Origin of the sequence: Maribacter sp. 1_2014MBL_MicDiv (assembly GCF_001865655.1) — a bacterium.
Lineage (GTDB): Bacteria > Bacteroidota > Bacteroidia > Flavobacteriales > Flavobacteriaceae > Maribacter > Maribacter dokdonensis.
Map to the genome: position 1 here is coordinate 700,462 of NZ_CP011318.1, position 25,565 is coordinate 726,026.

Sequence of the window (25,565 nt, forward strand, 5' to 3'; positions counted from 1 at the left end):
CTATAGAGAGGAAAGTTCTGCTTTCCTCTCATTAAACTCTTTCATCAGCGCTTTAACAATTTCATCAGCTGGTTTTATGTCATGTATTAAAGCCGATACCTGACCAATCTCTAGCTCACCATCTTCTAAATCGCCTAAGAACATACCTTTTTTGGCACGCCCCCTTCCTAAAAGGGTTTTTAGCTCTTCAACGGTGGCTCCTGTAGCGTAGGCTTTTTGTACATCATTATAGAACTTGTTCTTTACTAGTCTAACAGGGGCAAGCTCCTTTAACGTCAAATGGGTATCGCCTTCTTTGGCTTTAACCACAACTTCTTTAAAGTTCATATGGTTAGATGCTTCTTCACTTGCCACAAACCTACTACCAACCTGCACAGCATCTGCACCTAAGACCATTGCCGCTAACATTGCTTTCCCAGTTGCTATACCACCAGCGGCTATTAGGGGAATATGAATTTTCTCTTTAACCGCCGGAATTAAAACCATAGTTGTTGTTTCATCACGACCATTATGTCCACCTGCCTCAAAACCTTCTGCTACAATAGCATCTACTCCCGCATCCTGTGCCTTTAAAGCAAACTTTAAACTACTGACCACATGTACAACCGTTATTCCGTTTTCCTTTAAAAAGGGTGTCCACGTTTTTGGGTTTCCCGCGGATGTAAATACGATCTTGACGTTTTCCTCAACAATAATATCCATCAATTTATCAATATCAGGATATAACATCGGTATATTCACTCCAAAAGGTTTTGAAGTCGCTTCTTTACATTTTTGAATATGCTCGCGTAAAACATCTGGATACATACTACCGGCACCAATAACTCCCAAACCACCGGCATTGGATACCGCACTGGCTAATCGCCATCCGCTGGTCCAAATCATACCTCCTTGAATTATTGGAAATTCTATTTTGAAAAGTTCAGAAATTCTATTTTGCATGAGCTAGGTAAATTTCCCTGGAAAACCCCAAAGAATTATATTGAATAGTTACTATAATTTTCAACGCAAGCATTTATTCTCCCTAATACCTACTATGGAATAATATGTTACAGTTTTGATTATTATTAATCCTCCTATAACACCATATAAATTTAAGAAATAACCCCAGACCCTATAAGGTCATCTTCTAAATACCAAGCTACGAACTGACCTTCGGTAATGGCAGATTGCATTTCCTTAAAATCTACGTACATACCACCTTCTACTTTATATATGGTAGCTTCCTGTAGTTCTTGTCGGTATCTTATACGTGCTTTCACCTCTAACTTCTCATCCATTTTCAAAGCCAAATCTTCACGAACCCAATGTATTTCTTCATCCTTTACAAACAAAGTTCTTCTATACAAACCTGGGTGTGCCTTACCTTGACCTGTATAAATGATATTCTCATTAACATCAGTATCGATTACGAATAAAGGCTCTTTTGTTCCACCAACATGCAGACCTTTACGCTGCCCTTTGGTAAAATAATGTGCCCCTTGGTGCTCACCTACTACTTTACCATCATTTAAATGATATACCGGTTTCTCCGCATAGTAGGCCAACTCTGATTTTTTATCATCAAAACTTGGCGCTATTTGTGCATAAGCATCTAACCCGGCAGGAACCTCAACAATTTTACCTGTCTTAGGCTTTAATTGTTGTTGTAAAAATTCGGGCAACCTTACTTTACCAATAAAACATAAACCCTGAGAATCTTTTTTATCAGCGGTGATCAAATTCATTTTTGCGGCAATTTCCCTCACCTGTGGCTTGGTCAACTCCCCTATTGGAAATAAGGTTTTAGATAATTGCTCTTGCGATAATTGACATAAAAAGTAAGACTGATCTTTATTACCATCTTTCCCTGCCAATAACTGATAGGTTTCCGTACCGTCAGTATTTTTTATAGTACCTTTTCTACAGTAATGACCGGTAGCTACATAATCTGCCCCAAGCTGCATCGCTATTTTCATAAAGACATCAAATTTGATCTCCCTATTACATAACACATCAGGGTTTGGGGTTCTCCCCATTTCATATTCCCTGAACATGTAGTCAACTATACGTTCTTTATATTCAGCACTTAAATCAACCGTTTGAAATGGAATACCCAACTTCTCTGCAACGATCAAGGCATCGTTACTATCTTCTAACCACGGACATTCTTCTGATATCGTCACCGAATCATCATGCCAATTCTTCATAAACAGGCCAATAACGTCATAACCTTGCTCTTTTAAAAGGTATGCCGCCACGCTTGAATCTACTCCTCCAGAAAGTCCTATTACTACTTTTTTCATCTCTTCATCTTGGTCGCAACAAATTTACAAAATTTCAATTCAAAGTCTATTTATTTAAAAATACACATACTCTTTATTCACTGCCTACAATCTTAATAAAAAGAAGAGCTCAGATCAACTACGTACTAACAGCTAATTTTATTGAGTTAAAAATATTTTGTTAAACTTTTTTAAAAATTGTTTAAACAAAATGTAACTATCGTATTTTTAGCATTGTAGATGTTTTACTACCATATATGTATTTTATAGCCATTAATGTTAAACATCTTACATATTCAATTGAACAATCCTTAAAAACACAGTTATGAAAAAAATGTTACGATTACGAAATTTTTTACTAGTACTCACCATTTCCATAGTTACATGGTCATGTAGTGATGATGATGACGGTGTAACACCTATGACACCAAACGAAATGAACATTGTAGAGACAGCTCAGGCGGAAGATGCGCTTACCTCATTAGTTTCTGCCCTTACAACTGCTGACAACTCAGAAGGCACTGATTTAGTAGGCACATTAAGCGGCGACGGTCCATTTACCGTTTTTGCACCAACTAATGATGCCTTTACCGAACTATTGAACCAATTAGATGATTTTGATACTTTGGCAGATTTTGATACGGACGAAGAGAGAGCTATCTTAACTTCAATATTAACTTATCATGTAGTTGCAGGTGTAGCTGCCAACTCTACCGATTTGTCCAACGGTATGATGGTGACTACAGTACAAGGTGAAGATTTAACCATTAATATTGATGGTGATGTTTTCATAGATGACGCCACTGAAATTGATGCTAAAGTAGTTATTGCAGATGTAGAGGCCAGTAATGGAGTGGTTCACGTTATTGATAAAGTATTACTACCACAAGCTATTATAGATGCTTTGAACGGAGAGGAAATGCCTGAAGAGAATGGCACATTGGTGGATATTGTTGTAGCTACCGAACCTTTATCGCTTCTAGAGGCAGCGGTAATTAAGGCTGATTTAGCCGCTACTTTGAGTTCTGATGGACCATTTACCGTATTTGCACCTACAGATGATGCCTTTGTAGCATTGTTAGAGGTTTTAGGCGACGATTATAATAGCATTGATGATTTTGATACAGATGAAGAAATTGACTTATTAAAAAATATTTTATTATTTCACGTTATTGCCGCTGAAGTAAAATCTACAGATTTGGCTGTAGGACAGGTTGCAACGGCGTTTGAAAACAACAGCGTTGAAATAATTTCTTCTGGGGATACATTCGTAATCGGTGATGCTTCCGATACCAACGCAAATATTACAGCAGTAGATATTATGGCATCTAACGGTGTTGCACATACTATTGATAAAGTATTATTACCACAAGCGGCAATAGACTTTGTTATGAGCTTACAATTGAAAACCATTGTAGATACTGCAGTAGCTACAGACGACCTAAGCTTATTGGTAGATGCTCTGGTGCAAGCAGATGCTGGTTTGGTAGAAACCTTAAACGGGGAAGGTCCCTTTACAGTATTTGCCCCAACTAATGATGCCTTCGCAGCATTACTAGATTCTTTAGGAGAGGATTATAATAGCCTTGCGGATTTTGATACCGAAGCCGAAAAAGAATTATTGACTACTATTTTAACTTTTCACGTAGTTTCTGGAACAGCTGCTTTTTCTACGAATTTAAGTGACGGGCAAACTATTGCAACCGTACAAGGTGAAAATGTAGGTATTAACATTAAAGATGGAACAGTACACGTTGAAGATGCGAGCGAAGATAACGCTTCTGTTATCATTGCCGATGTTGAAGCTAGCAACGGTGTTGTACACGTTATTAACAAGGTTCTTTTGCCACAAGCAGCTTTAGATGCATTGTAATAAGCTAGCGCCATTCACCAAATTTAAAAACCTTCCTTTATGGGAAGGTTTTTTTATGCCATAAAATGACTAACATCAGTACAGACTATTTTAACATACAATAAGCCACCCTTTACAACTAACTTTTTATTGAACTTAAATTTAATTACATCTTTACCATCCCAAATCTTACCAAACCAACTCTATTTAATGGCAAAAGCCCTTTCAAATTTGAAAGGGCTTTTCATTTTATATAGAACAATAAAATTAGTTCTTCTTTTGCGCTTCTGCTTGTTCCATCATCTCGCGCATTTTCTTTTGGAATTTGTTTTCCTTTTTAGGTTTCTTCTTATTCTCCTGTATCTGGGCATGAATTTTATCATTATCAAGTATAAAATTCTTAATGACCAGCATAATACCAATAGTAATCAAGTTAGAAACGAAGTAGTACAAACTCAATCCACTTGCATAGTTGTTAAAGAAAAACAACATCATAAATGGCATTAAGTACATGATAAATTTCATGTTAGGCATACCTGGTTGAGTTGGCATATTCTGTCCTGTAGTCATCATCATATAAAAGAAAATAGCTATAGATGCCAAAATAGGAAACAGACTCACGTGATCACCGTAAAATGGAATAGAAAATCCTTCTGGGAATTGATAAATAGTATCAAAAGAAGAAAGGTCATCTGCCCATAAAAATGATTTTTGACGTAATGCGAACGATGTTGGGAAAAACATGAAAAGTGCATAGAATATCGGCATTTGAATAACCGCTGGTATACAACCGCTCATGGGGCTTACCCCTGCCTTACCATAAAGCTTCATGGTTTCTTGTTGCTTTTTCATGGCATTATCCTTGTATTTCTCGCCAAGCTCAGTAATTTCAGGTTTCAACACCTTCATTTTTGCTTGTGACAAGTAGGATTTATATGTTACAGGCGACATTGCCAAACGTACCAATATCGTCATGATCACAATTGCTATACCATAAGGAAAATACGTGCTTAAAAGACCGTAGAATGGTGTAAACACATAACGATTGATCATACCGAAAATACCCCACCCAAAAGGAATGGAATCATCTAGACCCAAATCTTCATACTTTGAAAGGGTATCTACATCTGTTGGACCAAAATACCAATGTAAATCTTTAGAAATTTCTCCGCCTTCCAAGTCCACAGGTAACGCAGATGCATATTCTTTTGTAAAACCAAAGGTTCTACTTTCTTCCTCTACCAAGTTAACCGAAGTCAAATCTCCATTTTTAAATGGTACATCTGCTGCTAATATACTTGAGAAAAAGTGTTGACGGTAAGAAATCCATTTTATATCCTCTTCGGTTTCCTCATCATCACTTCCTTCAGATAACTTGCTGATTTTACCATCTTCATGATTATAGGTTAAACGCGTATACCTATTTTCATATTGAATACTTTTTGAGTGACGAATACCTTTTAACTTCCAATCTAATGTTACAGGTTTACTTGTACTAATGACGTTATCCAATCCTTTGGATTTAATCATAAAATCAACCAAATAATCATTTGGTTTCATGACATACCTATACTCCAAATATTGATTGTTTGAAGTCTTTGCTTTCAACGACAAAACTTGATTGCCATTATCATTTGACATTGATGGCTCAAAATACAAATCTGCCGTATTCAACACCCTGTTGTCAGATGTAGAGAAATCTAATGCGAAAGAAGCGTTACCATCTTTTACCAAATAAACCGGTACAGAATCATAAGTAACGTACTGTTTCATTTTCGCCTCTACGATCTGCCCACCTTTATTACTGATTTTCAACAAAAGAACATCATTCTCCAAAGTGGTAATATCATTAGATGGTTTTGTAAACCCAAATGCACCTAATTTACCTTGGTAATTGGCAACTGCTGTAGAATCTTGTAAATCTAACTGTGGTTCATTGTTACCTACAGTCTCTGTTTCTAAATTTTCTGATGCCTTCGCAGCTTCTACTTGCTCTTGTTTTGCCTTTTCTGCCGCCAACTCTTCTGGAGTAGGTCTGTTTTGGTAAAACATGAAGATGAGTATTCCAAAAATAAGCACAAAGCCTATGATGGATTGTACATCAAATTTCTTTTCTTCCATGTGGTGTTTCTAATTAATTGGGTCTATTTTGAATTTTTTAAGATTGCAAATATATGCCCAAATATGAAGTTTATGCCAATGTGGCATTACTTTGTGCCTTTTTATGGTCTAAAGCTGCCTTTACCAAACCTACAAATAATGGATGCGGATTGGCAACCGTACTTTTGTATTCTGGGTGATATTGCACACCTATAAACCATGGATGATCTTTTAATTCCACAATTTCAACCAAATTGGTCTCCTTGTTAAAACCAGTTGCTAAAAGTCCGGCATTTTCCAATTGCTCTAAATATGCATTATTAAATTCATATCTATGACGGTGACGTTCAGATATTTGAGATGCACCTTCATACATTTTCTTCACTAAGCTACCGTCTTTTAAATCACAATCCCAAGCACCTAAACGCATTGTACCTCCTTTATCGGTTACAGTTTTTTGCTCTTCCATAATACTAATAACCGGATCAGGAGTGTTCTCATCCATCTCGGTTGAATTTGCATCGGCAAGTTTTAAAACATTGCGTGCATATTCTATGACCGCCATTTGCATACCTAAACAAATACCTAAAAACGGTATTTGCATTACGCGAGCAAATTCAACAGCCTTTACCTTACCTTCTATACCTCGCTCACCAAAACCAGGTGCTACTAAAATAGCATCTAATCCTTTAAGCTTGTTTTTGTAATTATCTTCGGTTATATATTCAGAATGTACCGATTTTACATTCACCTTAACCTCATTTGATGCTCCAGCATGTATAAATGCCTCTAAAATTGATTTATAAGAATCTTGTAACTCAACATACTTACCAACCAAACCAATAGTAACCTCGTTCTTAGGGTTTTTATGCCTTACCAAAAATTCATTCCAACGGGTAAGATCCGGCTCTACGGTATTTGGCAATGCTAATTTCTGCAATGTTACGGTATCTAAACCTTCTTCTTGCATTAATAATGGAACATCATAAATAGTAGATGCATCAATACTTTGTATTACCGCTTCGCGCTTAACATTGCAGAAAAGTGCTAACTTATCCTTTATTTCATTAGAAATCTCATGCTCTGTTCTACATACCAAAATATCGGCTTTAATACCGCTTTCCATTAAAGTCTTAACAGAGTGCTGTGTTGGCTTTGTCTTTAACTCGCCAGCTGCAGATAAAAAAGGTACCAAGGTTAAATGTATTACTATGGCATTATCATCACCCAACTCCCAAAGTAACTGTCTAACCGCTTCTATGTATGGTAACGATTCTATATCACCTACAGTACCACCAATTTCTGTAATTACAATATCGTAATCGCCACTATTGCCTAGCAACTGCACACGTTCTTTTATCTCATTGGTTATATGCGGAACTACCTGTACGGTCTTACCTAAAAATTCTCCTCTACGTTCTTTTTCAATTACGCTTTGGTAAATTCTACCTGTAGTAACATTGTTTGCCTGTGAGGTACGTACGTTTAAGAAACGCTCATAGTGACCCAAATCCAAGTCGGTCTCCGCACCATCATCAGTTACATAACACTCGCCATGCTCATAAGGGTTTAAGGTTCCTGGATCTACATTAATGTAAGGATCTAGTTTTTGAATTGTAGTCTTGTATCCGCGAGATTGCAGTAATTTCGCCAAAGATGCAGCAATAATGCCCTTTCCTAACGAAGAAGTAACGCCTCCCGTAACGAAGATGTATTTGGTTTGTGCCATGTATCGAATTCTATGTTACGGGAGACAAAGTTACAAATTGAGGATAGAACTTAACGGGTTTCCTTAGGAAAATGTTTTTGTATTTTTCGAATTACCGATTCTAAGCTGTTTGTTTTGATTTCTAGCATAGATCGCAACAAATCTCCCAATTTACCATCAGGAAACCCTTTTTGTTGAAACCACACCAAATAGGGTTCTGGTAAATCTACCAAGTACCTGCCCTTATATTTACCAAATGGCATCCTATAATGTGCCAGCTCTATTAATTTTTCCTTATCGGGAATTATTTCCATTATTAAATGTAAAAAAATTATCTTTAAAAAATCAACATCTCAAAACAACATGAAAAGAAGAAATTTTATTGGAACCTCAGCGGCTGCCTCTGTTGGTTTCTTAACTACATCTGCCTCAGTGGCAAACAACACCAAACCTGACATTAAGGCTAAATTAAAATACAATATAAACCATAGTGTTTGTTATTGGTGTTACGGCAGTATTCCTTTTGAAGATTTCCTTAAAAGCTTAGTGGAACTTGACATTAGATCGATTGATCTAGTTGGACCAGAAGAATTTCCTCTTCTAAAAAAATACAATATTCATGCATCTATGTGCTGGGGAGCAGGTATGGGTATTGAAAAAGGTTTTAACGACCTTTCTTTACACGATGAACTTATTGCCGATTACGAACGCGTAATTCCCCTTGTTGCTGAAGCTGGCTACACCAACTTAATTTGTTTTAGCGGTAACAGAAACGGAATGGACGACCTTGTAGGTTTGCGCAATTGTGCAACCGGATTAAAGAGGTTAATGCCTTTGGCAGAAAAACATGGTGTTGTTCTTCAAATGGAATTATTGAACAGTAAAGTAAACCATAAAGATTATATGTGCGACAATTCCGAATGGGGCGTTTCTCTTTGTGAGGCTATTGGATCTGAACATTTTAAACTTCTATATGATATTTACCATATGCAAATAATGGAGGGCGATATTATAAGAAATATTGAAAACTACCATCAATATTATGGTCATTACCATACAGGAGGTAACCCTGGCAGACATGAAATAGATGAAACCCAAGAAATTTTCTATCCTGCAGTCATGAAAGCTATTTTGAAAACAGGTTATAAGGGTCATGTTGCACAAGAGTTTGTACCTAGTTGGGAAAATAAATTAGATGCCTTAAAGCAAGGTGTCACCATTTGCGACATATAGAAACACTCATATCCAAAAATTAAAAAGCACCTTATCATTCAAGGTGCTTTTTAATTTATACTGATCTCTAATGGTCAAGTGCCTCCCCTATTTCTTTCACCCATCTTTCTTGAACAGGCAAATTTCTGGAGTAATTGGTCTCTGCATCATACTTATTCTGAAAATCGTTCAACTGCCTAATGGTTGACCTATACAATTTACGAACCTCTTCCTTAACATTATCGGTGAAAGTGGCATTTGCCAACTTTACCCTTAATTTACGTGCGTATAGCTCAGTAATATCAAAATGCAACTGCTCATGCAATAATGTTACATCATTACATATTTTTGGTTTATACCAAGATTTTGTGGGGTAAAAATATGCGTATACATTAAAGTCCACTTGCATTTCCCCGTTTTCATAAAATGTAGAAAAATCATAACTAATTCCACTGGCCGTAGTAGCTGCTGCACCACTACCGGACGGAACCTTACCTTTAAAATCTTTCCAAGTAAACCTAAACTCCGGTGACCATTCAACTTCCTCTTGACCTTGAATAGAAGCAATGCACAAAACGATCAAAAGCCAAAAAATATAATATGTTCTTTTTACAAATCCCAATAATAGGTGATTACTTTTTCAATATCCGGGTGTAAACTGTAATGTACCGGGCATGTATTTGCTGTATGCACCAATATCTTTCTATCCTTTTCAGAAACTTGTTCCGGCAAATGAACTTCAACCTCTATTTTAGAAATTCTTCTAGGTGAGGCCGCCATGTGCTTAGTTACGGATGCCGTAGTCCCTTTCAAGTCTACCTCTAACCCGTTTGCCTTAATACCCATCATGGTCAACATACAGCTTGCCAAGCCCGTAGCCACGGTATCAGTTGGTGAAAATGCCTCTCCTAAACCATTGTTATCAACGGGAGCATCGGTCACAAAAGAATTGTTGGACTTTAAATGAACACATTCAGTTCTAAGACCACCGTTATACGTTACTTTTGATGTCATTTTATTCTAATGTTTTAATTCTTAAATCATCCATCATCATTATATATGACGATTGATTATAATAGCCCGCAACACCTTTTCTTTGGTAATTGAACTTATTACCATTGTATTCTGTTTCACCTATGAATCTAGAAGCTTCCAACAAGTTGTTTTTATAAGCTAATTTCAACAACAAATCATAGGTAAGATCAAAACCTCTTACCGCATATTTATTGGGATCATCACCAAAGCGTTTTCTATACCTATCTACAAAAGAACTATTGGCAACCTCTTTATTCACTGAAGGGTAAGTGAACTTTAAATTTGATAAATGTGTATTGGAAATCACATCATTTTCAAACGCAGAGTTCATGTCTGTTGTAAACATGCGAACACTAACTTTATCTTTACCCACCAAAGGATCAAAGGCAGTATTATTAAATGAATTTAATATGGAGACTATACTTGAAATCAACTTATAATTATCAGATTCTACAAAAACCCAATTAGGCACTTGGTCAGATAGCAGGGTCTGTAGTTTATCTCTGTTGATACCAATATTTTTCTCCTCTTCTTTTACGACTACCACTTTTGCAGATGGAAATCTTTCTATAATAGCATCTTTTTCCTTTTTATTATCTTCATCTGCTATGATCAAAAGTGTTTCATCTGTATGATTGTTTTCAACATAGTCTAACATATGTTTCCATAATACCTCTTCATCCGTATAAGAGTAGAACACATTTTCTAAACTTAAATCGCTTTTTGCCGTTACCGGCGCCAATACCGGAACGTTATATCTAGAAGCTTGAACTGCGGTCTCTTTTAATGAAGGATTGTCCAAAGGACCAAAAACCGCACTATAACCACCTAATTGTTCTGCTTGCAATAGTTGTTTTGTCTTACCTAAATCCAATTGATTATCAACCGTTTTCACATCTATTGATACTCCTAAAGACTTTAACGAATCTATGGCTACCAATGCACCGGAATACAGACCTAAACTAACGGTCATATCTCTTCTAGAATCAATTGTTTTTTCAGCGCTTTCCTTATCCGCCAAATTCACCTTGTCCAATCTAAATGGCAACATGAACAGTACTTTTGGCTTTACGGCAACATTAATGCTATCCAATAAATTCACTTTATCCAATACCAGGGCATTCTTCACTTCAAAATCACCCACTTTATCTTTTGGCAACTTAAGTACCATGCCTGCCTTTAAGCCATCTTTTAAATCAGGGTTCAATTGAGTTAGCTCTGCCCAGGTCATGTCAAATTTTCTAGTCAGCCTAAACTCGTTTTGCTTTGGTTTAACCTCATAAAAAATATAGTTGTCCGTATTAATATCACCAGTTTCTACCTTTTGTTCAGGTATACGAATAACCATACCCTCTTTTAACCCACCACGTTCTGTAATTTCTGGATTAAGGCGCACTATTTCATCTGATTTTACTCCAAATTCTTTCTCTAAACGATAAAAATTCATCTTTGCAGGTACCGTATAAGAGGTGTATAATTGGGTTACCTGATTCTTTACCGTACTACCGGCTATTTTAGGCATAACCAATTCATAACCTTCAGATAAATAATTGTCCGACTTTGATAGCCCAGGATTTAAAACCAACATGCTATCTATGGTAATGCCATATTTATGCGCTATACTCCATCTGGTTTCCTTTGCGGCAACAATGTATTTTTCAAAATCTTCATCGTTCATACCCACATCTTCAACTTTTGGAGCGGCATATTTAGGAATACGCAGATCCATCTTTTTCTGAAGGGGCGAGGCATATAAAACCGGATTATATTTTTTTAATTCATCCTCGGTAATATTATACATTTGGGTAATTCCAAAAATGGTTTCCCTTTTCTTAACACGGTGCTCTGTATAACCTATTGGCTCTCTAGAATTTTCTGCATCTTGTGCAATCTCTGTACTATTTTTGTTAGGAGTGTTTGCCGGCTTAGTCGCAACTTTTGCACTTGGTACTACCAATATAGTATTAGGTCTTAAATCCTGACCGGTTTTTATCTCTTTATTGTACTGCAAAATACTTTCAGTAGAAACCCCATATAATTTAGAAATACTTTCTAAGGTCTCTCCTCTTTTAACCTCATGTGTATTAAATTTCTGAGCCATTGCAGTGCAAGAGACCAATACGCAAAATGCCCAAATAATGTAAACTTGATTAAATATATATTTCATACTATTCCCATTCAATTGTTGCTGGCGGTTTAGAACTTATATCATATACGACACGATTAACGCCAGGGACTTTATTAATGATATCATTTGATGTTTTTTGTAGAAACTCATAAGGTAAGTTCACCCAATCGGCGGTCATACCATCTGTACTTTCCACGGCTCTAAGTGCCACGCATTTTTCATAGGTACGTTCATCTCCCATTACACCTACGCTGTTAACGGGCAATAACATAGCACCGGCTTGCCACACCTTATCGTATAGTCCCCATTTTTTCAACCCGTCAATAAAGATAGCATCCACCTCTTGCAAAATAGCCACTTTTTCTGGAGTGATATCTCCAAGAATACGAATTGCCAGACCAGGACCTGGAAAAGGATGCCTACCCAACAAAGCTTTATCTATACCCAAGCTAGCACCTACTCTTCTTACCTCATCCTTAAATAACATCTTTAGAGGCTCTACCACTTTTAATTTCATAAAATCTGGCAAACCACCTACATTATGATGACTCTTTATTGTTTGTGAAGGTCCGCCAGTTGCCGAAACCGATTCTATAACATCTGGATAAATAGTACCTTGTGCCAACCACTTTGCGTTTTCTACCAAATGAGATTCATCATCAAAAACCTCAATAAAAACCCTACCTATTGTTTTTCTCTTAGTTTCTGGATCGCTTTCTCCTGCTAAATCACCCAAAAAGCGTGCCGAAGCATCTACACCTTTTACATTTAAGCCCATTCCCTCATACTGCTTAAGTACATCGGTAAACTCGTTTTTTCTTAAAAGCCCGTTATTTACGAATATACAGTGCAGGTTTTTACCTATTGCCTTATGTAATAAAACAGCTGCAACAGAAGAATCTACACCACCGGACAACCCTAAGATTACTTTTTCATCGCCTATTTTCGCCTTTAATTCAGCTACTGTTTTATCAACAAAGGCATCTGGCGTCCAAGTCTGTTCCATCCCGGCAATATGCACTAAAAAGTTTTCCAGCACCTGTTTTCCATCTGTTGAATGATACACTTCTGGGTGAAACTGAATAGCATATGTTTCTTCGCCTTCAAATTTGAAAGCGGCATTTTCAACATCATGCGTACTTGCCAAAAGAGTTGTATTTTCTGGTAAATGCTTAATGGTATCGGCGTGGCTCATCCATACTTGGCTACCTGCATCTACCTTATCAAAAAATGGTTCGTTCTCCTTAACAAAGCTAAGGTTTGCACGACCATATTCACGTGTATTCGATTTTTCTACACTACCACCATTAAAGTGTGCCAAATACTGCGCGCCATAACAAACGCCTAACAATGGTTTTTTACCTCTAATTTCAGACAGATCTGGGTGAACGGCATCTTCACCCCTAACCGATAAGGGCGATCCAGAAAGTATTACCGCTTTATACTCAGAAAGGTCTTTTGGTAATTTATTATAAGGTTTAATCTCGGAGAAAATGTTTAGTTCACGTACGCGTCTTCCAATCAATTGGGTGTACTGAGAACCAAAATCTAGTATTAGGACTTTATTTTGCATGGGCAAAAATAGCAAATTGACCGTTCTTGAAAAGTATCTTTTAATATATTTAGACTCGATTTAAATATTTTTCATGAAACACATTAGTGCAATTATTTTTGGAGCGGCAATTGTCATTGCTGCATATTTTTTAGGCAACGCTTATATACAAAGGGCAAACCCGCCCCAAATGATATCGGTTACAGGCTTGGGCAATGAAAATTTCACCTCTGACCTCATTGTATGGGAAGGTCAATTTTCTACCAATAGCACTGTTTTAAAAACAGCTTTCGACCAATTAAACCAAGACAAGGAAATTGTTCGAGAATATTTAACATCTAAGGGCATTGATACTAAAAGCATTATTTTTAATAGTGTTCAAACTACAGAAATGCGAGACAACCAATATGAAAATGGAAATTACGTTGGCAATATTTTTAAAGGATACCAACTTGTACAAACTTTAAAAATAGAATCTGAAGATGTAGCTTTAATAGAAGGTGTTTCTAGAGAAATTACCGAACTTTTAAATAAAGGTGTTCAGTTTAACTCATTGCCCCCAAGGTACTATTATACAAAATTGGCAGACCTTAAAATTGAGATGATTTCCAAAGCAACAGAGGATGCCAGAATACGTGCAGAGAAAATTGCCGAAAATGCAGGTAGTAATTTAGGTGACCTGGTTTCTGCCAATATGGGCGTTTTTCAAATTACCGGTCAAAACTCTGGAGAAGACTATAGTTGGGGCGGTGCCTATAACACCTCTTCTAAAAATAAGACCGCATCAATAACTATGCGTTTAGAATATAAAGTTAAATGATAGTAGTGCTTTGATCGATCCTTTTTACCGATCTGGTTAAGAGCAATTTACTTCTCTTATCAATCATTTAAATATATAACATATAAAAGCCCGGTAATCACCCGGGCTTTTTAATCAACCAATTATCAAACCGAATACTTTAAAATTTCTTTTTCATAGCAATCAGTATTCCGCAAATTGGTCGCACGTATTTTTAATACCTTACAAAGAATCCAAAAAAAAGCTCGGAAACCACCCCGAGCTTTTAAATAAATCAAAAACCAAATTAAACCAAAAGCTAAAAATTGAACCTTTTCAATTTCTTTTTCATAGCTATTATCTTTATAACAACTAACTAAACCATTACCCTACCCTATTTTTCATTTATTTTTACTATTAAATAAATTACCACAATGACAGGTTCATTTTTTGAAGAGTTAAGTATTGAGATCAAAAAGAGTGTAATTGAAAGAGGGCACCCATTTAGGTACATTACAATGGCAACTACCGGCAATGAATCTATTGCAAGACTGCGTACCGTAGTACTTCGTGAGGTGACCGAAAATTTATGTTTAACTATTTATACCGATGGCCGAACCCAAAAGATAAATCATATTCATGTAAATAACCAAGTTAGCTTGCTTTTATACCATCCTGATAAAATGATGCAGTTAAAAGTAGAAGGTATTGCTGAAATAGTAACAAATACCGAAAGATTAAAATCAACTTGGCAAAATATTCAGCCCAACAGCAGAAAAGATTACATCACAGAAACTAGCCCCGGTACAGCAATTAAGAATCCTGACCATGTGGAATATGTAGAAGACAAAAACCATTTCACCATAATCGATATTTTTCCAACTAAAATTGAATATCTAAAACTTAAAAGACCTAACCATATTAGGGCTCTTTTCTCAAAGACCGATGACATGTGGAAGGGGGAATTCCTAGTTCCTTAATTGATATAGAAATATAGATTTTCTTTTTCTTTCCCAAAACCAATGAGACTATCTACAGGTGTGGTCTGTTTTTCTACAGATGGGCCGATCGTTATTTCAACTTCCCACTCCTGCTGCAATTCCAATGCGGTTAACGAATAATCATCTGCAGAAAGTATGGTAAGTTCTGGATGTAGTAAACGCAGATTACCGGCATAAGTAACATTAGGTAGCACCCAATGATAAGTATTATAATTCTTGCTCAACTTACTGGCAACCGGCTCAAAACCAAAATGTACAGATGAAGGTATTTTCATCACCTTTTCTATTGGTGTTCTTATGGTTTGCATACCTATAACCAATATAAAAACCCAGTACCCAACAGTAACTAATTTCTTACTATTCTTTAAATCAACAATTTCCAGCAGTAGAACTACAAAAGGAATAAAAAGTGGTAGCAACCATCTGGTCTCAACTTTCTGACTTTGAAAAATGAGAAAAAACAAACCCAATACCAGTAATTGCGTAATTAACATTTTAAAAAACCAATTGATTCTAAGCTTATTAAAACTTAAATTTTTAGAGAAGCAGCCTATACCGATTATGGCGATAACAGGAAACATCAAAGCAAACAAGCCTTTTAAATAGACCATAAAGGGTAGCATTGAAAAACCCGATTTAGCTTGTTCTTTTCCTATTTTTTCTTCTACACTAGAGGTTAGAAAAGATTGATATTCATCTGGACCTAATAACCAATATACATGAGGACCAACCAATAGAACGGACACTAAAACCGACAATAGTATTTTTGGGTTGAAAACGATAGCTCTCAATTCTTTATCCCACAAAGCGACCACGGCAAAAGTCACCAGAAAGAATATATAATTGTATTTAGACATTATACCTACACCTAAAACCAATCCAAGCAAAAGATAATTTAAAATAGATTTACGCGCTAACAATAGCTGTATACTATAATAAGAGGCAACTACACATAAACAAAGTAAACTTGTATGCGAGAGTCTACGAAAAGTAAAATCTATATATACGGGTATTAAAACCAATGCCAGAACAGCCAATTTAGATGTATCCGCCTCCTTAATACGTAATCCTGAAAATCTGTAAAGTAATAACAATGTTCCTGCAAACAAGACCGCCCTAAGTAAAGAGAATGCCAATTTGCCCACACCAAAAACAGTATTAAAACCATACTGTAACCACGTATAAAGGGGTGGCTGATCATCATAACCCCAACGTAACCACTGAGAATAATAAGCCTGCTCTGCGTCTTCTAATTCTAACGCACTTTTGAAAAAAGTAATTGCCGTAATGGCAATAAAGGATAATATAGCAAGTACGTTTATCTTATGTAGCGTTTTGCCTTTACCCATTATTTACTTTTGGGTGATGACCGTAAAATTTAAATTCAAAGGTTCTAACGCCTTAAATAGCATTGGTAACAATGCTTCACCATATGCTAAATAAAACTCCGAAAAATTTAATTGTCTTTCTTGTAAAGATTGATTCGGAAAAATATCATTCTGCAGTTCGGTCATACGAACTACATGGTCTTTCAATTTTCTTTTTTGCGCTTGGAGCAACCTTTTTTCCAAGGCATCCAAGCCTTTTTTCTGTTTTACCTCTTGAGCCTTTACCGCGCCTAAAAACGACTTATCTGTTTTTTCTGCAAGCGCATACATTTCTTTAAATTGCTCTTCCAACAATTTTTTCTGTGGAGCAAAATCAATATCAATATTAGAGATTTCACGAATTTTTTTATTGATCAAGCTATTCTGGCTCAAGAATACATCTGACTTGGAAATATTCATTCGCTCTAATTTATCGGCTTGTTTCTCGGTAATGATCAAAGCTGAATTTCTGACCAATAAAATAGGAAACGTTACTTGCATGGCGTCAAATGAAGCCTTTAATTCTAACCAATATGCAATTTCTCCGCCGCCGCCTATATAACAAAGGTTGGGTAAAATAACCTCTTGGTATAAAGGCCTGGCAATAACATTGGGAGAAAATCTTTCTGGAAAATTTTCCATTTCACTCACCAACTCCTCATTCGTAAAAGTTATGGCAGTATCATTAACGGCATATTTTCCCTTACTTTCCACTAGCCTTTCCCTAATACCATCTTTTAAATAGAAATAATTGATTTCACGTGGGTTTACTTGTACAGGGTAATCAGAAGATATTTGGGTAATTTCCTCTATAGTTTCAGATACTTTCTTAAAAGCTGTTTGCTCAAAAATATCTTTTTTCATGTATGGCACAAGCAATTTCTTCAACTCAACATCATCCCCATCAACAATTACCAAACCGTAGTCTTTAAAAATTTCGTTCGCTAAAAAGCGTGTTGCATCGGTCAGGGTATCATGCTTTAAATAGGCACTTTCAAATAATTCTTTTAATACTTGTGCATTTTTACTATCACCAATAGTTTTAGAATAAAGGGCAAAAACCTCTTCCAATCCTTCCGTAGGCAAATGACCTACAGCTCCAGAAGCCTCTTTGTTCCACTGAAATTTTAGTCCTTTGAAATTAAAATAATTGATTTCATCGAAATCATGATCCTCGGTGGCCATCCAATAGATCGGTACAAAGTTTTGATCCGGAAATTCTTTTTTTAATTCTTTGGTAAGGTTTATGGCAGAAATAATCTTATAAAGAAAGTAAAGCGGACCTGTAAATAAATTCAACTGGTGGCCCGTAACTACCGTAAATGTATTTTTCTCCTTTAAAAGCTCAATATTAGCATTGGTTTGCTTAGAAACGTTGATTCCTTTATACTGTTCTATCAATGAACCAAACAATACACTTCTCTGCGATTGGGTAAATTGTTTACCCTTTTCTTCTATTTGCCCTTTGAACCCATCTAAATTCGGAAAACGATTATACAATGGTTTAAGCTTAGTCTCTGCGGCAACATAATCGCAAATTAATTTCGAAAAATAGCCCGTTTTTACTAAGGGCAAACAGTCAATATCCATATAAAAATTAAAATCTTGGTAAATATAAAACCCTTTCGTTTTACATTTCCTAAATATAAGTTAATTACCGGTACTGTTAAATACCTGTTTACTCGGTGAATTACAGATTAGATGAGGTACAATTTGCATTTATTTTAATAGATTTGGCTGACTCAGAACACAAACAAACCTATATGAAACTAACTTTACGCATTGCATTACTATTTATTCCGTTTTTAGGGCTAGCTCAATTAAAATCACCCTCAGAGTTTTTAGGCTACGAACTTGGTACTCAATTTACAAGACACCATGAAGTAGTAGATTACTATCAATATTTGGCAAAGGCCGAACCTAAGCGCATGAAACTTATTGAATATGGAAAAACCAATGAACGAAGACCTTTGTTATTGGCAACCATTTCTACTGAAGAAAACATGCAAAACCTAGATCAAATTAGGGAAGAGCATATGAAAGGTATACATGGAGAAGGTTCTCCGGACAAAGCTATTGTTTGGTTGAGCTACAATGTACATGGCAATGAAAGTGTTAGTACAGAAGCATCTATGCAAACCATTTACGACCTTTTCACAAGTAAGAAAGCATATTTGGAAAATATAGTTGTATTAATTGATCCATGTATTAATCCAGATGGACGAGATCGTTACGTAAACTGGTACAATCAATTTAAAAACTCGCCAAATCAAGTTGACCCTCAAAGCAAGGAGCATCATGAAAATTGGTGGAGCGGTAGAAGCAACCATTATATGTTTGACCTTAATAGAGACTGGGCATGGTTGACACAAGTTGAGAGTCAGCAGCGCCTAAAACAATTTAACCAATGGCTACCCCATGTTCATGTTGATTTTCATGAGCAAGGTGTTGACAACCCCTATTACTTTGCTCCTGCAGCTGAACCTTTTCATGAAGTTATTACAGATTTTCAAAGAGAATTTCAAGAAACCATTGGAAAGAATCATGCAAAATATTTTGATGCTAATGGATGGTTCTATTTTACTAAAGAAGTCTTTGATCTTTTATACCCAAGCTATGGCGATACTTACCCGACATATAATGGTGGAATTGGTATGACTTACGAACAAGGTGGAAGTGGACGTGCCGGACTTGGCATTATCACGAGTATTGGAGATACGCTTACCTTAAAAGATAGAATTGCACATCATCATACCACCGGCTTATCTACCGTTGAAGTGGCCTCAAAAAATGTTACTAAATTGAATGATGAGTTCAAGAAATTTTACCGTGACAAAAATTTTAAATACAACACTTATGTGATGAACGGTAACCCGGATAAAATAGAGGCTTTAGCAGATTTATTGAGTAAACATGAAATTGAATTTCAAGCAGGTACCAATAGTACCTTTAAAGGGTACAACTATGCCACCGGTAAATCTGGCTCAATAAAAAGTACTAATAAAAGTTTGGTCGTTTCTACAAACCAACCAAAAAGCACCTTGGTAAAAGTACTGTTCGAGCCCACCGCAAAGTTAAGCGACTCGGTTACCTATGATATCACCGCATGGTCTTTACCCTATGCCTATGGTTTAGACGCGATAGCTTCAGAAACCAGTGTAGCTAAATCCGCACCTCTTCATAGTGGTACTGAATACGGTGTTTTAAAACCGGACAGTTATGCTTACTTAGCTGATTGGAACAGTATGAAAGATGCTCAGTTTCTAGCAGAATTACTGCGTAACAAAGTTCGAGTACGTTTTGCCCATAAGCCATTTACATTAGATGGTATTTCACATGAACGAGGCACATTGATTATTACTAAAAGTGACAATAAGCACCTTAAGAATTTCAATGATATCCTTATTTCAGCTTCAGAAAACAATTCTAAGAATGTCATTTCTACAAATACAGGTTTTGTTGAAAGCGGAAAAGATTTCGGCTCTGGTTATGTAGATGTAATTCAGAAATTAAATATCGCCGTTCTTTCTGGTGAGCCAACGTCTACTTTGCGTTTTGGTGAAATTTGGAACTTTTTTGAACAACAACTTAATTACCCTATTTCTGTATTGGGACATGATTATTTTGACCGTATTGACCTAAGCAATTATGATATTTTAATTTTACCTGACGGACGTGGGTATAATAGTTTTCTAAACTCCTATAACAAGGAAAAAATAAAGGACTGGATAAAACGTGGTGGAAAATTAATTGCCATGGGCGGTGCAATTGATGGAATTACCTCATCTGACAAAGATTTTAAATTATCTGTAAAAGAGATTGAAAAAGACTCATCCACTACAATAGGATCATTTGAAATTTCTGAAAGAGAACAAATAAAATCTGCTATTACCGGAGCAATTTTCAAGGCCACGGTAGATAACACAAATCCGTTAGCTTATGGTTACGATGACACTTATTTTACCCTCAAATTAGGTGCCCGTTCTTACAATTACCTAGAAAATGGCAGCGCAGTGTATTTGAGCGAAGGTAATAACGAACCTGTGTCCGGTTTTGCCGGTAGCGAAGCAAAGAAAAAAATTGCGGAAACTTTAATCTTCGGTACAGAAGAAATGGGGCGTGGTCAAGTTATTTATATGGTAGACAATCCACTTTTTAGAGGCTTCTGGGAAAATGGTAAGCTGTTTTTTGCAAACGCCCTATTCATGGTTAAATAAAATATTATGAAACAATACAAAGTTGAAACACTTATTTATTATTCGAAACTTACGTTTGACAAATACCATATTGTAGATAATTCCAACAAAGAAATTCAAGAAAAATTAGATAGCTACGCAAAAGATGGTTGGCGTTTGGTTTCTACAGATGCATCTAATTTTGGTGCAGCTATGTATATCTACCTGTATTTTGAAAAATAATTTTGATTAACCAATGTTCTTAATCAATTGGTAATTACCAATATCCCTTAAACAGTTTATCTCGTTTAAGGGATATTTTATTTGGTAAAGGAATTTGGCAAATCTTCCAACAAATTCGCATCTCATAATCAGATGATTAAACACCAAATATCGAAATTATAGTTACCAACATGATTTTTATTTTTAAGCTAATTTTGGCTAAATGAATTTCATATAAAATGATCTATATTTAAACTCTATATAACACCTAACCAAAATTTAAAAATGAAAAAATCTATCTTAACCAATGCCTTGTCATTGGTCTTTTTTGCTATTTACGCACAAGTATCTTCACAAGTAACCAATATCTCGGTAATAGATAGTTCAGCTACAATGAACACTCCTGTTTCCTTAGATAGCACAACAACAGAGCAACTACAAACAGTTGATAGTTTGGTCACTGTTGATCCACGCCTAAAATTTGGATGTGGCTTTGGACTCAATTTTTTAGGAGGCACCAATATTAGCTTGTCACCTAACTTAATATATAATGTAAGCGATAATTTTAGTTTAGGCGCGGGAGTTCAAGGAAGTTATAATTCCATTAAAAATGTTCAAAAAACTACAACCTTTGGTGCTAACGTTATTGGACAATACAATCTATCTAAAAAATTAATGAGCTTGTTGGAGTTTGCCCAATTAAAAGTGAATACAAAACAAGAAACACCTACTGGTGAAATTAAAGATGATTTTTGGGAATCCGCATTATTTTTTGGCGCAGGCTACAACATTAATAATAAAATCTCTATTGGTGCCAAATTTAATGTGTTATATGATGATGACGAAAGTGTTTATTCTAGCCCAATAATCCCATTTGTAAACATCACTTTTTAGGTAAAAAAAAATCCCAACTAGAATTGGGATTTTTTTTTAAACAGGCTCTCCATATAAATCAAAATCTGCGGCCTCTGTAATTTTCACATTTACAAATTCTCCCTGTTTCACATAATGTTTAGTAGCATCGATCAACACTTCATTATCCACATCCGGTGAATCAAACTCAGTTCTTCCGATAAAGTAATTTCCTTCTTTACGATCAATTATGCATCTAAATGTTTCACCTACTTTATGTTGATTCAATTCCCAAGAAATTTGAGATTGTATTTCCATGATGATATTTGCACGTTCTTGCTTTACTTCTTCAGGCACATCATCAACCAAACTATAGGCATGTGTATTTTCTTCATGGCTATATGTAAAACATCCCAAACGCTCAAAACGCATGGCAATTACCCAGTTTTTAAGAATTTCAAAATCTTCTTCGGTCTCCCCCGGATACCCTACGATTAAGGTGGTCCTAATGGTCATTTCAGGTACCGCTGCCCTAAACTCTTTTATCAACTTGGTCGTTTTAGCCTCTGTAGTACCACGACGCATACTTTTTAAAATACTATCCGATATATGTTGTAATGGGATATCCAAATAGTTACAAACTTTTGGTTCTCTATTCATTACATCAAGTACATCCATGGGAAAACCTGCCGGAAATGCATAATGCAAACGTATCCATTCAATACCTTCAACTTTCACTAATGCCTCTAATAATTCGGCAAGATTTCTTTTCTTATAAAGGTCAAGACCGTAGTAAGTTAAATCTTGAGCTATCAAAATAAGTTCTTTTACCCCTTTGCCGGCAAGTTTTTCAGCTTCTGTCACCAATTCTTCAATTGGTGTACTTTTATGTTTACCACGCATTAATGGAATAGCGCAAAATGAACAAGGTCTATCACAACCTTCGGCTATTTTCAAATAAGCATAGTTTTTTGGTGTAGTGGTCAAACGCTCACCTATTAACTCATGCTTATAATCTGCTCCTAGCGCTTTTAATAACCCCGGCAATTCACTAGTGCCAAAATACTCATCTACATTTGGTATCTCTTTTTGCAAATCTGGCTTATAGCGTTCACTTAAGCAACCGGTTACAAAAACTTTATCAACCGCACCTTCTTCTTTCTTTTGAACATATTCTAAAATGGTATTAACACTCTCTTCTTTGGCATTAGCAATAAAGCCGCATGTGTTAATTACTACGATGTTCCCTTCTTCTTCATGCACAACTTCTTTGTCGTTAGCCTTTAATTGGCCCATGAGTACTTCAGAATCATAAACATTTTTTGAACAACCTAGCGTTACTACGTTGATTTTGTTCTTCTTAAGAGATTTTGTCCTCATAATTTTAATTGGGGTGCAAAAATACGATTTGGGTATTTAAAAACGTTAGATATGGACAAATTTACTTGTAATCTTTAGTTGATTACGGTTTATTAACGCCCAAAACTTAAATTTAAAATGAAATTCTCCCAATATTTCAGCCTAATTGCCCTACTATCTGTTTTTGTTTCATGTTCAAGTGATTCTGAACCATCAACTGAAACAGGAAAAAGTGGAACGCCACCTGCTGTAACACCAGTACCTACCGAAACATATTTTCCACCTATTTCCAGAACCAACGAGTGGGAAACCCTTTCTATGGAAACATTAGGATGGAATGAAAATGAAGTCAGTAACTTATACTTCTTTTTAGAAAATAACAATACAGATGCTTTCATTATCATAAAAGACGGAAGAATTGTCATAGAAAAATACTTTGGTGATTTTAAATCTGACGACAATCATGCATGGAATTCCGCTGGAAAAAATTTAACCGCAATGTTAACCGGTATTGCCCAAGAAGAAGGTTTCTTAAATATACTGGAACCCACATCTACCTATTTAGGTGAGGGATGGACAAATATGCCCTTAAATCAAGAACAGAATATTACTATTAAGAACCAATTGACAATGACAACCGGTCTAGATTATACGGTTGAAGATATTTTCTGTACTGACCCAGAATGCTTAAACTTTTTAAATGACCCAAATACATTTTGGTACTACCATAACGGACCGTATACTTTGTTAGATGATGTAATTGCTAACGCTACAGAAAGAGATTTCAATACATATTTCTCCGAAAAAATCAAAGAACCTATTGGTATGCAAGGTTTGTTCCTAAAAATAGGATATAACAACGTATTTTTCAGTACTGCAAGAAGTATGGCCCGCTTCGGAATTTTAAACCTTAACCAAGGTAATTGGGATGGCACCTCTATTCTTTCCGATCAAGAATATTTTAATGCCATGACCAATTCGTCTCAAAACCATAACCTTGCTTACGGCTACCTCTATTGGTTAAACGGTAAAAGCAGCTTTAGACTACCAAGTTCAGAAGATGAATTTACAGGTAGCTTAATACCTAATGCTCCAGACGACCTTATCGCAGGACTTGGCTTAAACGATCAAAAGTTATATATGGTACCAAGCTTAGATATGGTTATAGTACGTATGGGCGGAGCTAGCAATGAAGAACTTTTAGGACCTTCTAGTTTTGACAACGAATTATGGGAATTGATAAATGCAGTAATTGAGTAATACTATAATTTTTACTCTTTTAGCCACAACTTGTCATCTAATATAGACATAGCAGATAAGTATGCTTATTTTTGTATAAAATTACAAGATGGATTTTAGAAGCATAGCGGAGCAAAGATATACGACTAAAAAGTTTGATGCGACCAAAACTATTCCCAAAGAAAAAATTGAGGATTTAAAACATATCCTAAAGTTGAGTCCTTCCTCTATCAATAGTCAACCATGGTTATTTTCTTTTGTATCGAATGAACAAATAAAAGATGATTTAGCCGAAGCATCTTATTTTAATGCTTCCAAAATTAAGGATGCTAGTCATTTAGTTGTATTTAGCGTTATGGACAACTTGCTAGAATTTGAAAGAAGAGTTGAAGAAAATCTAAATGAAGGTTCTGTGAGGTTCTATAAACAATTTGTAAAACCACAACCGCATGAAAAAACCATTAATTGGCTTACCCATCAAGTATACATAACATTAGGTTTCTTTTTGGCAGCCTGTGCAGCTATGGAAATAGACTCTACACCCATGGAAGGTATTGAACCTGAAAAATACAAGGAAATTCTAAAACTCAAAGATCATAAAGTTTTATTTTCGGTTGCAATCGGCTACAGGCATAAGGAAGATAGCACACAACCCAATTTAATAGGTAAATTTAGATTACCTTCCGAGACTGTAATACAATCCATTGATTAACTACAGAAT

The 25,565-nt window shown here is 35.8% G+C and carries 21 protein-coding genes; 9 read left to right on the plus strand and 12 right to left on the minus strand.

Annotation, left to right across the window (positions count from 1 at the left end; translation table 11 throughout):
- Together YQ22_RS02870 and mnmA are read right to left on the minus strand one after the other, a co-directional pair.
- Nucleotides 1–942 carry an NAD(P)H-dependent flavin oxidoreductase gene (locus YQ22_RS02870; protein WP_071340005.1) on the minus strand — a complete coding sequence of 314 codons (942 nt, stop codon included), beginning with the start codon at nt 940–942 and terminating at the stop codon, nt 1–3.
- Nucleotides 943–1,094: 152 nt separating this feature from the next.
- Nucleotides 1,095–2,285, minus strand: a complete 1,191-nt coding sequence (gene mnmA, locus YQ22_RS02875; protein WP_071340006.1) for a tRNA 2-thiouridine(34) synthase MnmA — start codon at nt 2,283–2,285, stop codon at nt 1,095–1,097.
- Nucleotides 2,286–2,589: 304 nt separating this feature from the next.
- Between mnmA and YQ22_RS02880 the strand changes: the two genes are divergently transcribed.
- Nucleotides 2,590–4,137 carry a fasciclin domain-containing protein gene (locus YQ22_RS02880; protein WP_071340007.1) on the plus strand — a complete coding sequence of 516 codons (1,548 nt, stop codon included), beginning with the start codon at nt 2,590–2,592 and terminating at the stop codon, nt 4,135–4,137.
- A 246-nt stretch (nt 4,138–4,383) separates the two neighbouring features.
- Here YQ22_RS02880 and yidC read toward each other — a convergent pair whose 3' ends face one another.
- The 3 genes from yidC to YQ22_RS02895 all read right to left on the minus strand — a co-directional run bounded on the left by yidC (nt 4,384) and on the right by YQ22_RS02895 (nt 8,238).
- Nucleotides 4,384–6,237, minus strand: coding sequence for a membrane protein insertase YidC (gene yidC, locus YQ22_RS02885; protein ID WP_071340008.1), 1,854 nt, complete (start codon nt 6,235–6,237; stop codon nt 4,384–4,386).
- 70 nt (nt 6,238–6,307) lie between these two features.
- On the minus strand, nt 6,308–7,945 hold the full coding sequence (locus YQ22_RS02890) for a CTP synthase (protein WP_071340009.1): 1,638 nt from the start codon (nt 7,943–7,945) through the stop codon (nt 6,308–6,310).
- Nucleotides 7,946–7,995: 50 nt separating this feature from the next.
- Nucleotides 7,996–8,238, minus strand: a complete 243-nt coding sequence (locus YQ22_RS02895; RefSeq protein ID WP_058105714.1) for a DUF3820 family protein — start codon at nt 8,236–8,238, stop codon at nt 7,996–7,998.
- 49 nt (nt 8,239–8,287) lie between these two features.
- On the opposite strand from YQ22_RS02895, the gene YQ22_RS02900 reads away from it, so the two are divergent.
- Nucleotides 8,288–9,157, plus strand: coding sequence for a hydroxypyruvate isomerase family protein (locus tag YQ22_RS02900; RefSeq protein WP_071340010.1), 870 nt, complete (start codon nt 8,288–8,290; stop codon nt 9,155–9,157).
- Nucleotides 9,158–9,224: 67 nt separating this feature from the next.
- Here the strand turns inward: YQ22_RS02900 and YQ22_RS02905 are convergent, their stop codons facing one another.
- From YQ22_RS02905 to guaA, 4 genes are read right to left on the minus strand one after another with little or no spacing between them, the layout of a single operon-like run.
- On the minus strand, nt 9,225–9,758 hold the full coding sequence (locus YQ22_RS02905; protein ID WP_071340011.1) for a DUF922 domain-containing protein: 534 nt from the start codon (nt 9,756–9,758) through the stop codon (nt 9,225–9,227).
- Nucleotides 9,746–10,150, minus strand: a complete 405-nt coding sequence (locus YQ22_RS02910) for an OsmC family protein (protein ID WP_058105712.1) — start codon at nt 10,148–10,150, stop codon at nt 9,746–9,748. Before YQ22_RS02910 ends, YQ22_RS02905 begins: the two co-directional genes overlap by 13 nt.
- A gap of 1 nt (nt 10,151) precedes the next feature.
- Nucleotides 10,152–12,338 carry a LysM peptidoglycan-binding domain-containing protein gene (locus YQ22_RS02915; RefSeq protein ID WP_071340012.1) on the minus strand — a complete coding sequence of 729 codons (2,187 nt, stop codon included), beginning with the start codon at nt 12,336–12,338 and terminating at the stop codon, nt 10,152–10,154.
- Nucleotide 12,339: 1 nt separating this feature from the next.
- The gene (guaA, locus tag YQ22_RS02920; RefSeq protein ID WP_058105710.1) at nt 12,340–13,872 is read right to left on the minus strand and encodes a glutamine-hydrolyzing GMP synthase; all 1,533 of its coding nucleotides are present in this window, start codon (nt 13,870–13,872) and stop codon (nt 12,340–12,342) included.
- A gap of 73 nt (nt 13,873–13,945) precedes the next feature.
- On the opposite strand from guaA, the gene YQ22_RS02925 reads away from it, so the two are divergent.
- Nucleotides 13,946–14,671: an SIMPL domain-containing protein gene (locus tag YQ22_RS02925; protein WP_058105709.1), complete on the plus strand. Its 726-nt coding sequence runs from the start codon at nt 13,946–13,948 to the stop codon at nt 14,669–14,671.
- 392 nt (nt 14,672–15,063) lie between these two features.
- Entirely contained in the window at nt 15,064–15,609 is a 546-nt protein-coding gene (locus YQ22_RS02930; RefSeq protein WP_071340013.1) for a pyridoxamine 5'-phosphate oxidase family protein, read from the plus strand.
- Here YQ22_RS02930 and YQ22_RS02935 read toward each other — a convergent pair.
- Both YQ22_RS02935 and bshC read right to left on the minus strand, forming a co-directional pair.
- Nucleotides 15,606–16,979, minus strand: a complete 1,374-nt coding sequence (locus YQ22_RS02935; protein WP_071340014.1) for an ArnT family glycosyltransferase — start codon at nt 16,977–16,979, stop codon at nt 15,606–15,608. The genes YQ22_RS02930 and YQ22_RS02935 overlap by 4 nt on opposite strands.
- Before the next feature lie 3 nt (nt 16,980–16,982).
- A complete protein-coding gene (gene bshC, locus YQ22_RS02940) occupies nt 16,983–18,587 on the minus strand; it encodes a bacillithiol biosynthesis cysteine-adding enzyme BshC (RefSeq protein ID WP_071340015.1) in 1,605 nt (534 codons plus the stop codon).
- A 173-nt stretch (nt 18,588–18,760) separates the two neighbouring features.
- Between bshC and YQ22_RS02945 the strand changes: the two genes are divergently transcribed.
- The 3 genes from YQ22_RS02945 to YQ22_RS02955 all read left to right on the plus strand — a co-directional run bounded on the left by YQ22_RS02945 (nt 18,761) and on the right by YQ22_RS02955 (nt 22,288).
- Nucleotides 18,761–21,214: a M14 family metallopeptidase gene (locus tag YQ22_RS02945; protein ID WP_071342483.1), complete on the plus strand. Its 2,454-nt coding sequence runs from the start codon at nt 18,761–18,763 to the stop codon at nt 21,212–21,214.
- A gap of 6 nt (nt 21,215–21,220) precedes the next feature.
- Nucleotides 21,221–21,415: a DUF4177 domain-containing protein gene (locus YQ22_RS02950; RefSeq protein WP_058105705.1), complete on the plus strand. Its 195-nt coding sequence runs from the start codon at nt 21,221–21,223 to the stop codon at nt 21,413–21,415.
- 264 nt (nt 21,416–21,679) lie between these two features.
- Entirely contained in the window at nt 21,680–22,288 is a 609-nt protein-coding gene (locus YQ22_RS02955) for a hypothetical protein (protein WP_071340016.1), read from the plus strand.
- A 36-nt stretch (nt 22,289–22,324) separates the two neighbouring features.
- On the opposite strand, the gene rimO is transcribed toward YQ22_RS02955, so the two are convergent.
- A complete protein-coding gene (gene rimO / locus YQ22_RS02960; protein ID WP_071340017.1) occupies nt 22,325–23,626 on the minus strand; it encodes a 30S ribosomal protein S12 methylthiotransferase RimO in 1,302 nt (433 codons plus the stop codon).
- 117 nt (nt 23,627–23,743) lie between these two features.
- Here rimO and YQ22_RS02965 point away from each other — a divergent pair, with 117 nt between their 5' ends.
- Both YQ22_RS02965 and YQ22_RS02970 read left to right on the plus strand, forming a co-directional pair.
- On the plus strand, nt 23,744–24,865 hold the full coding sequence (locus tag YQ22_RS02965) for a serine hydrolase domain-containing protein (protein WP_071340018.1): 1,122 nt from the start codon (nt 23,744–23,746) through the stop codon (nt 24,863–24,865).
- 88 nt (nt 24,866–24,953) lie between these two features.
- Nucleotides 24,954–25,556 carry a nitroreductase family protein gene (locus YQ22_RS02970; protein WP_071340019.1) on the plus strand — a complete coding sequence of 201 codons (603 nt, stop codon included), beginning with the start codon at nt 24,954–24,956 and terminating at the stop codon, nt 25,554–25,556.
- Nucleotides 25,557–25,565: the final 9 nt, after the last annotated feature.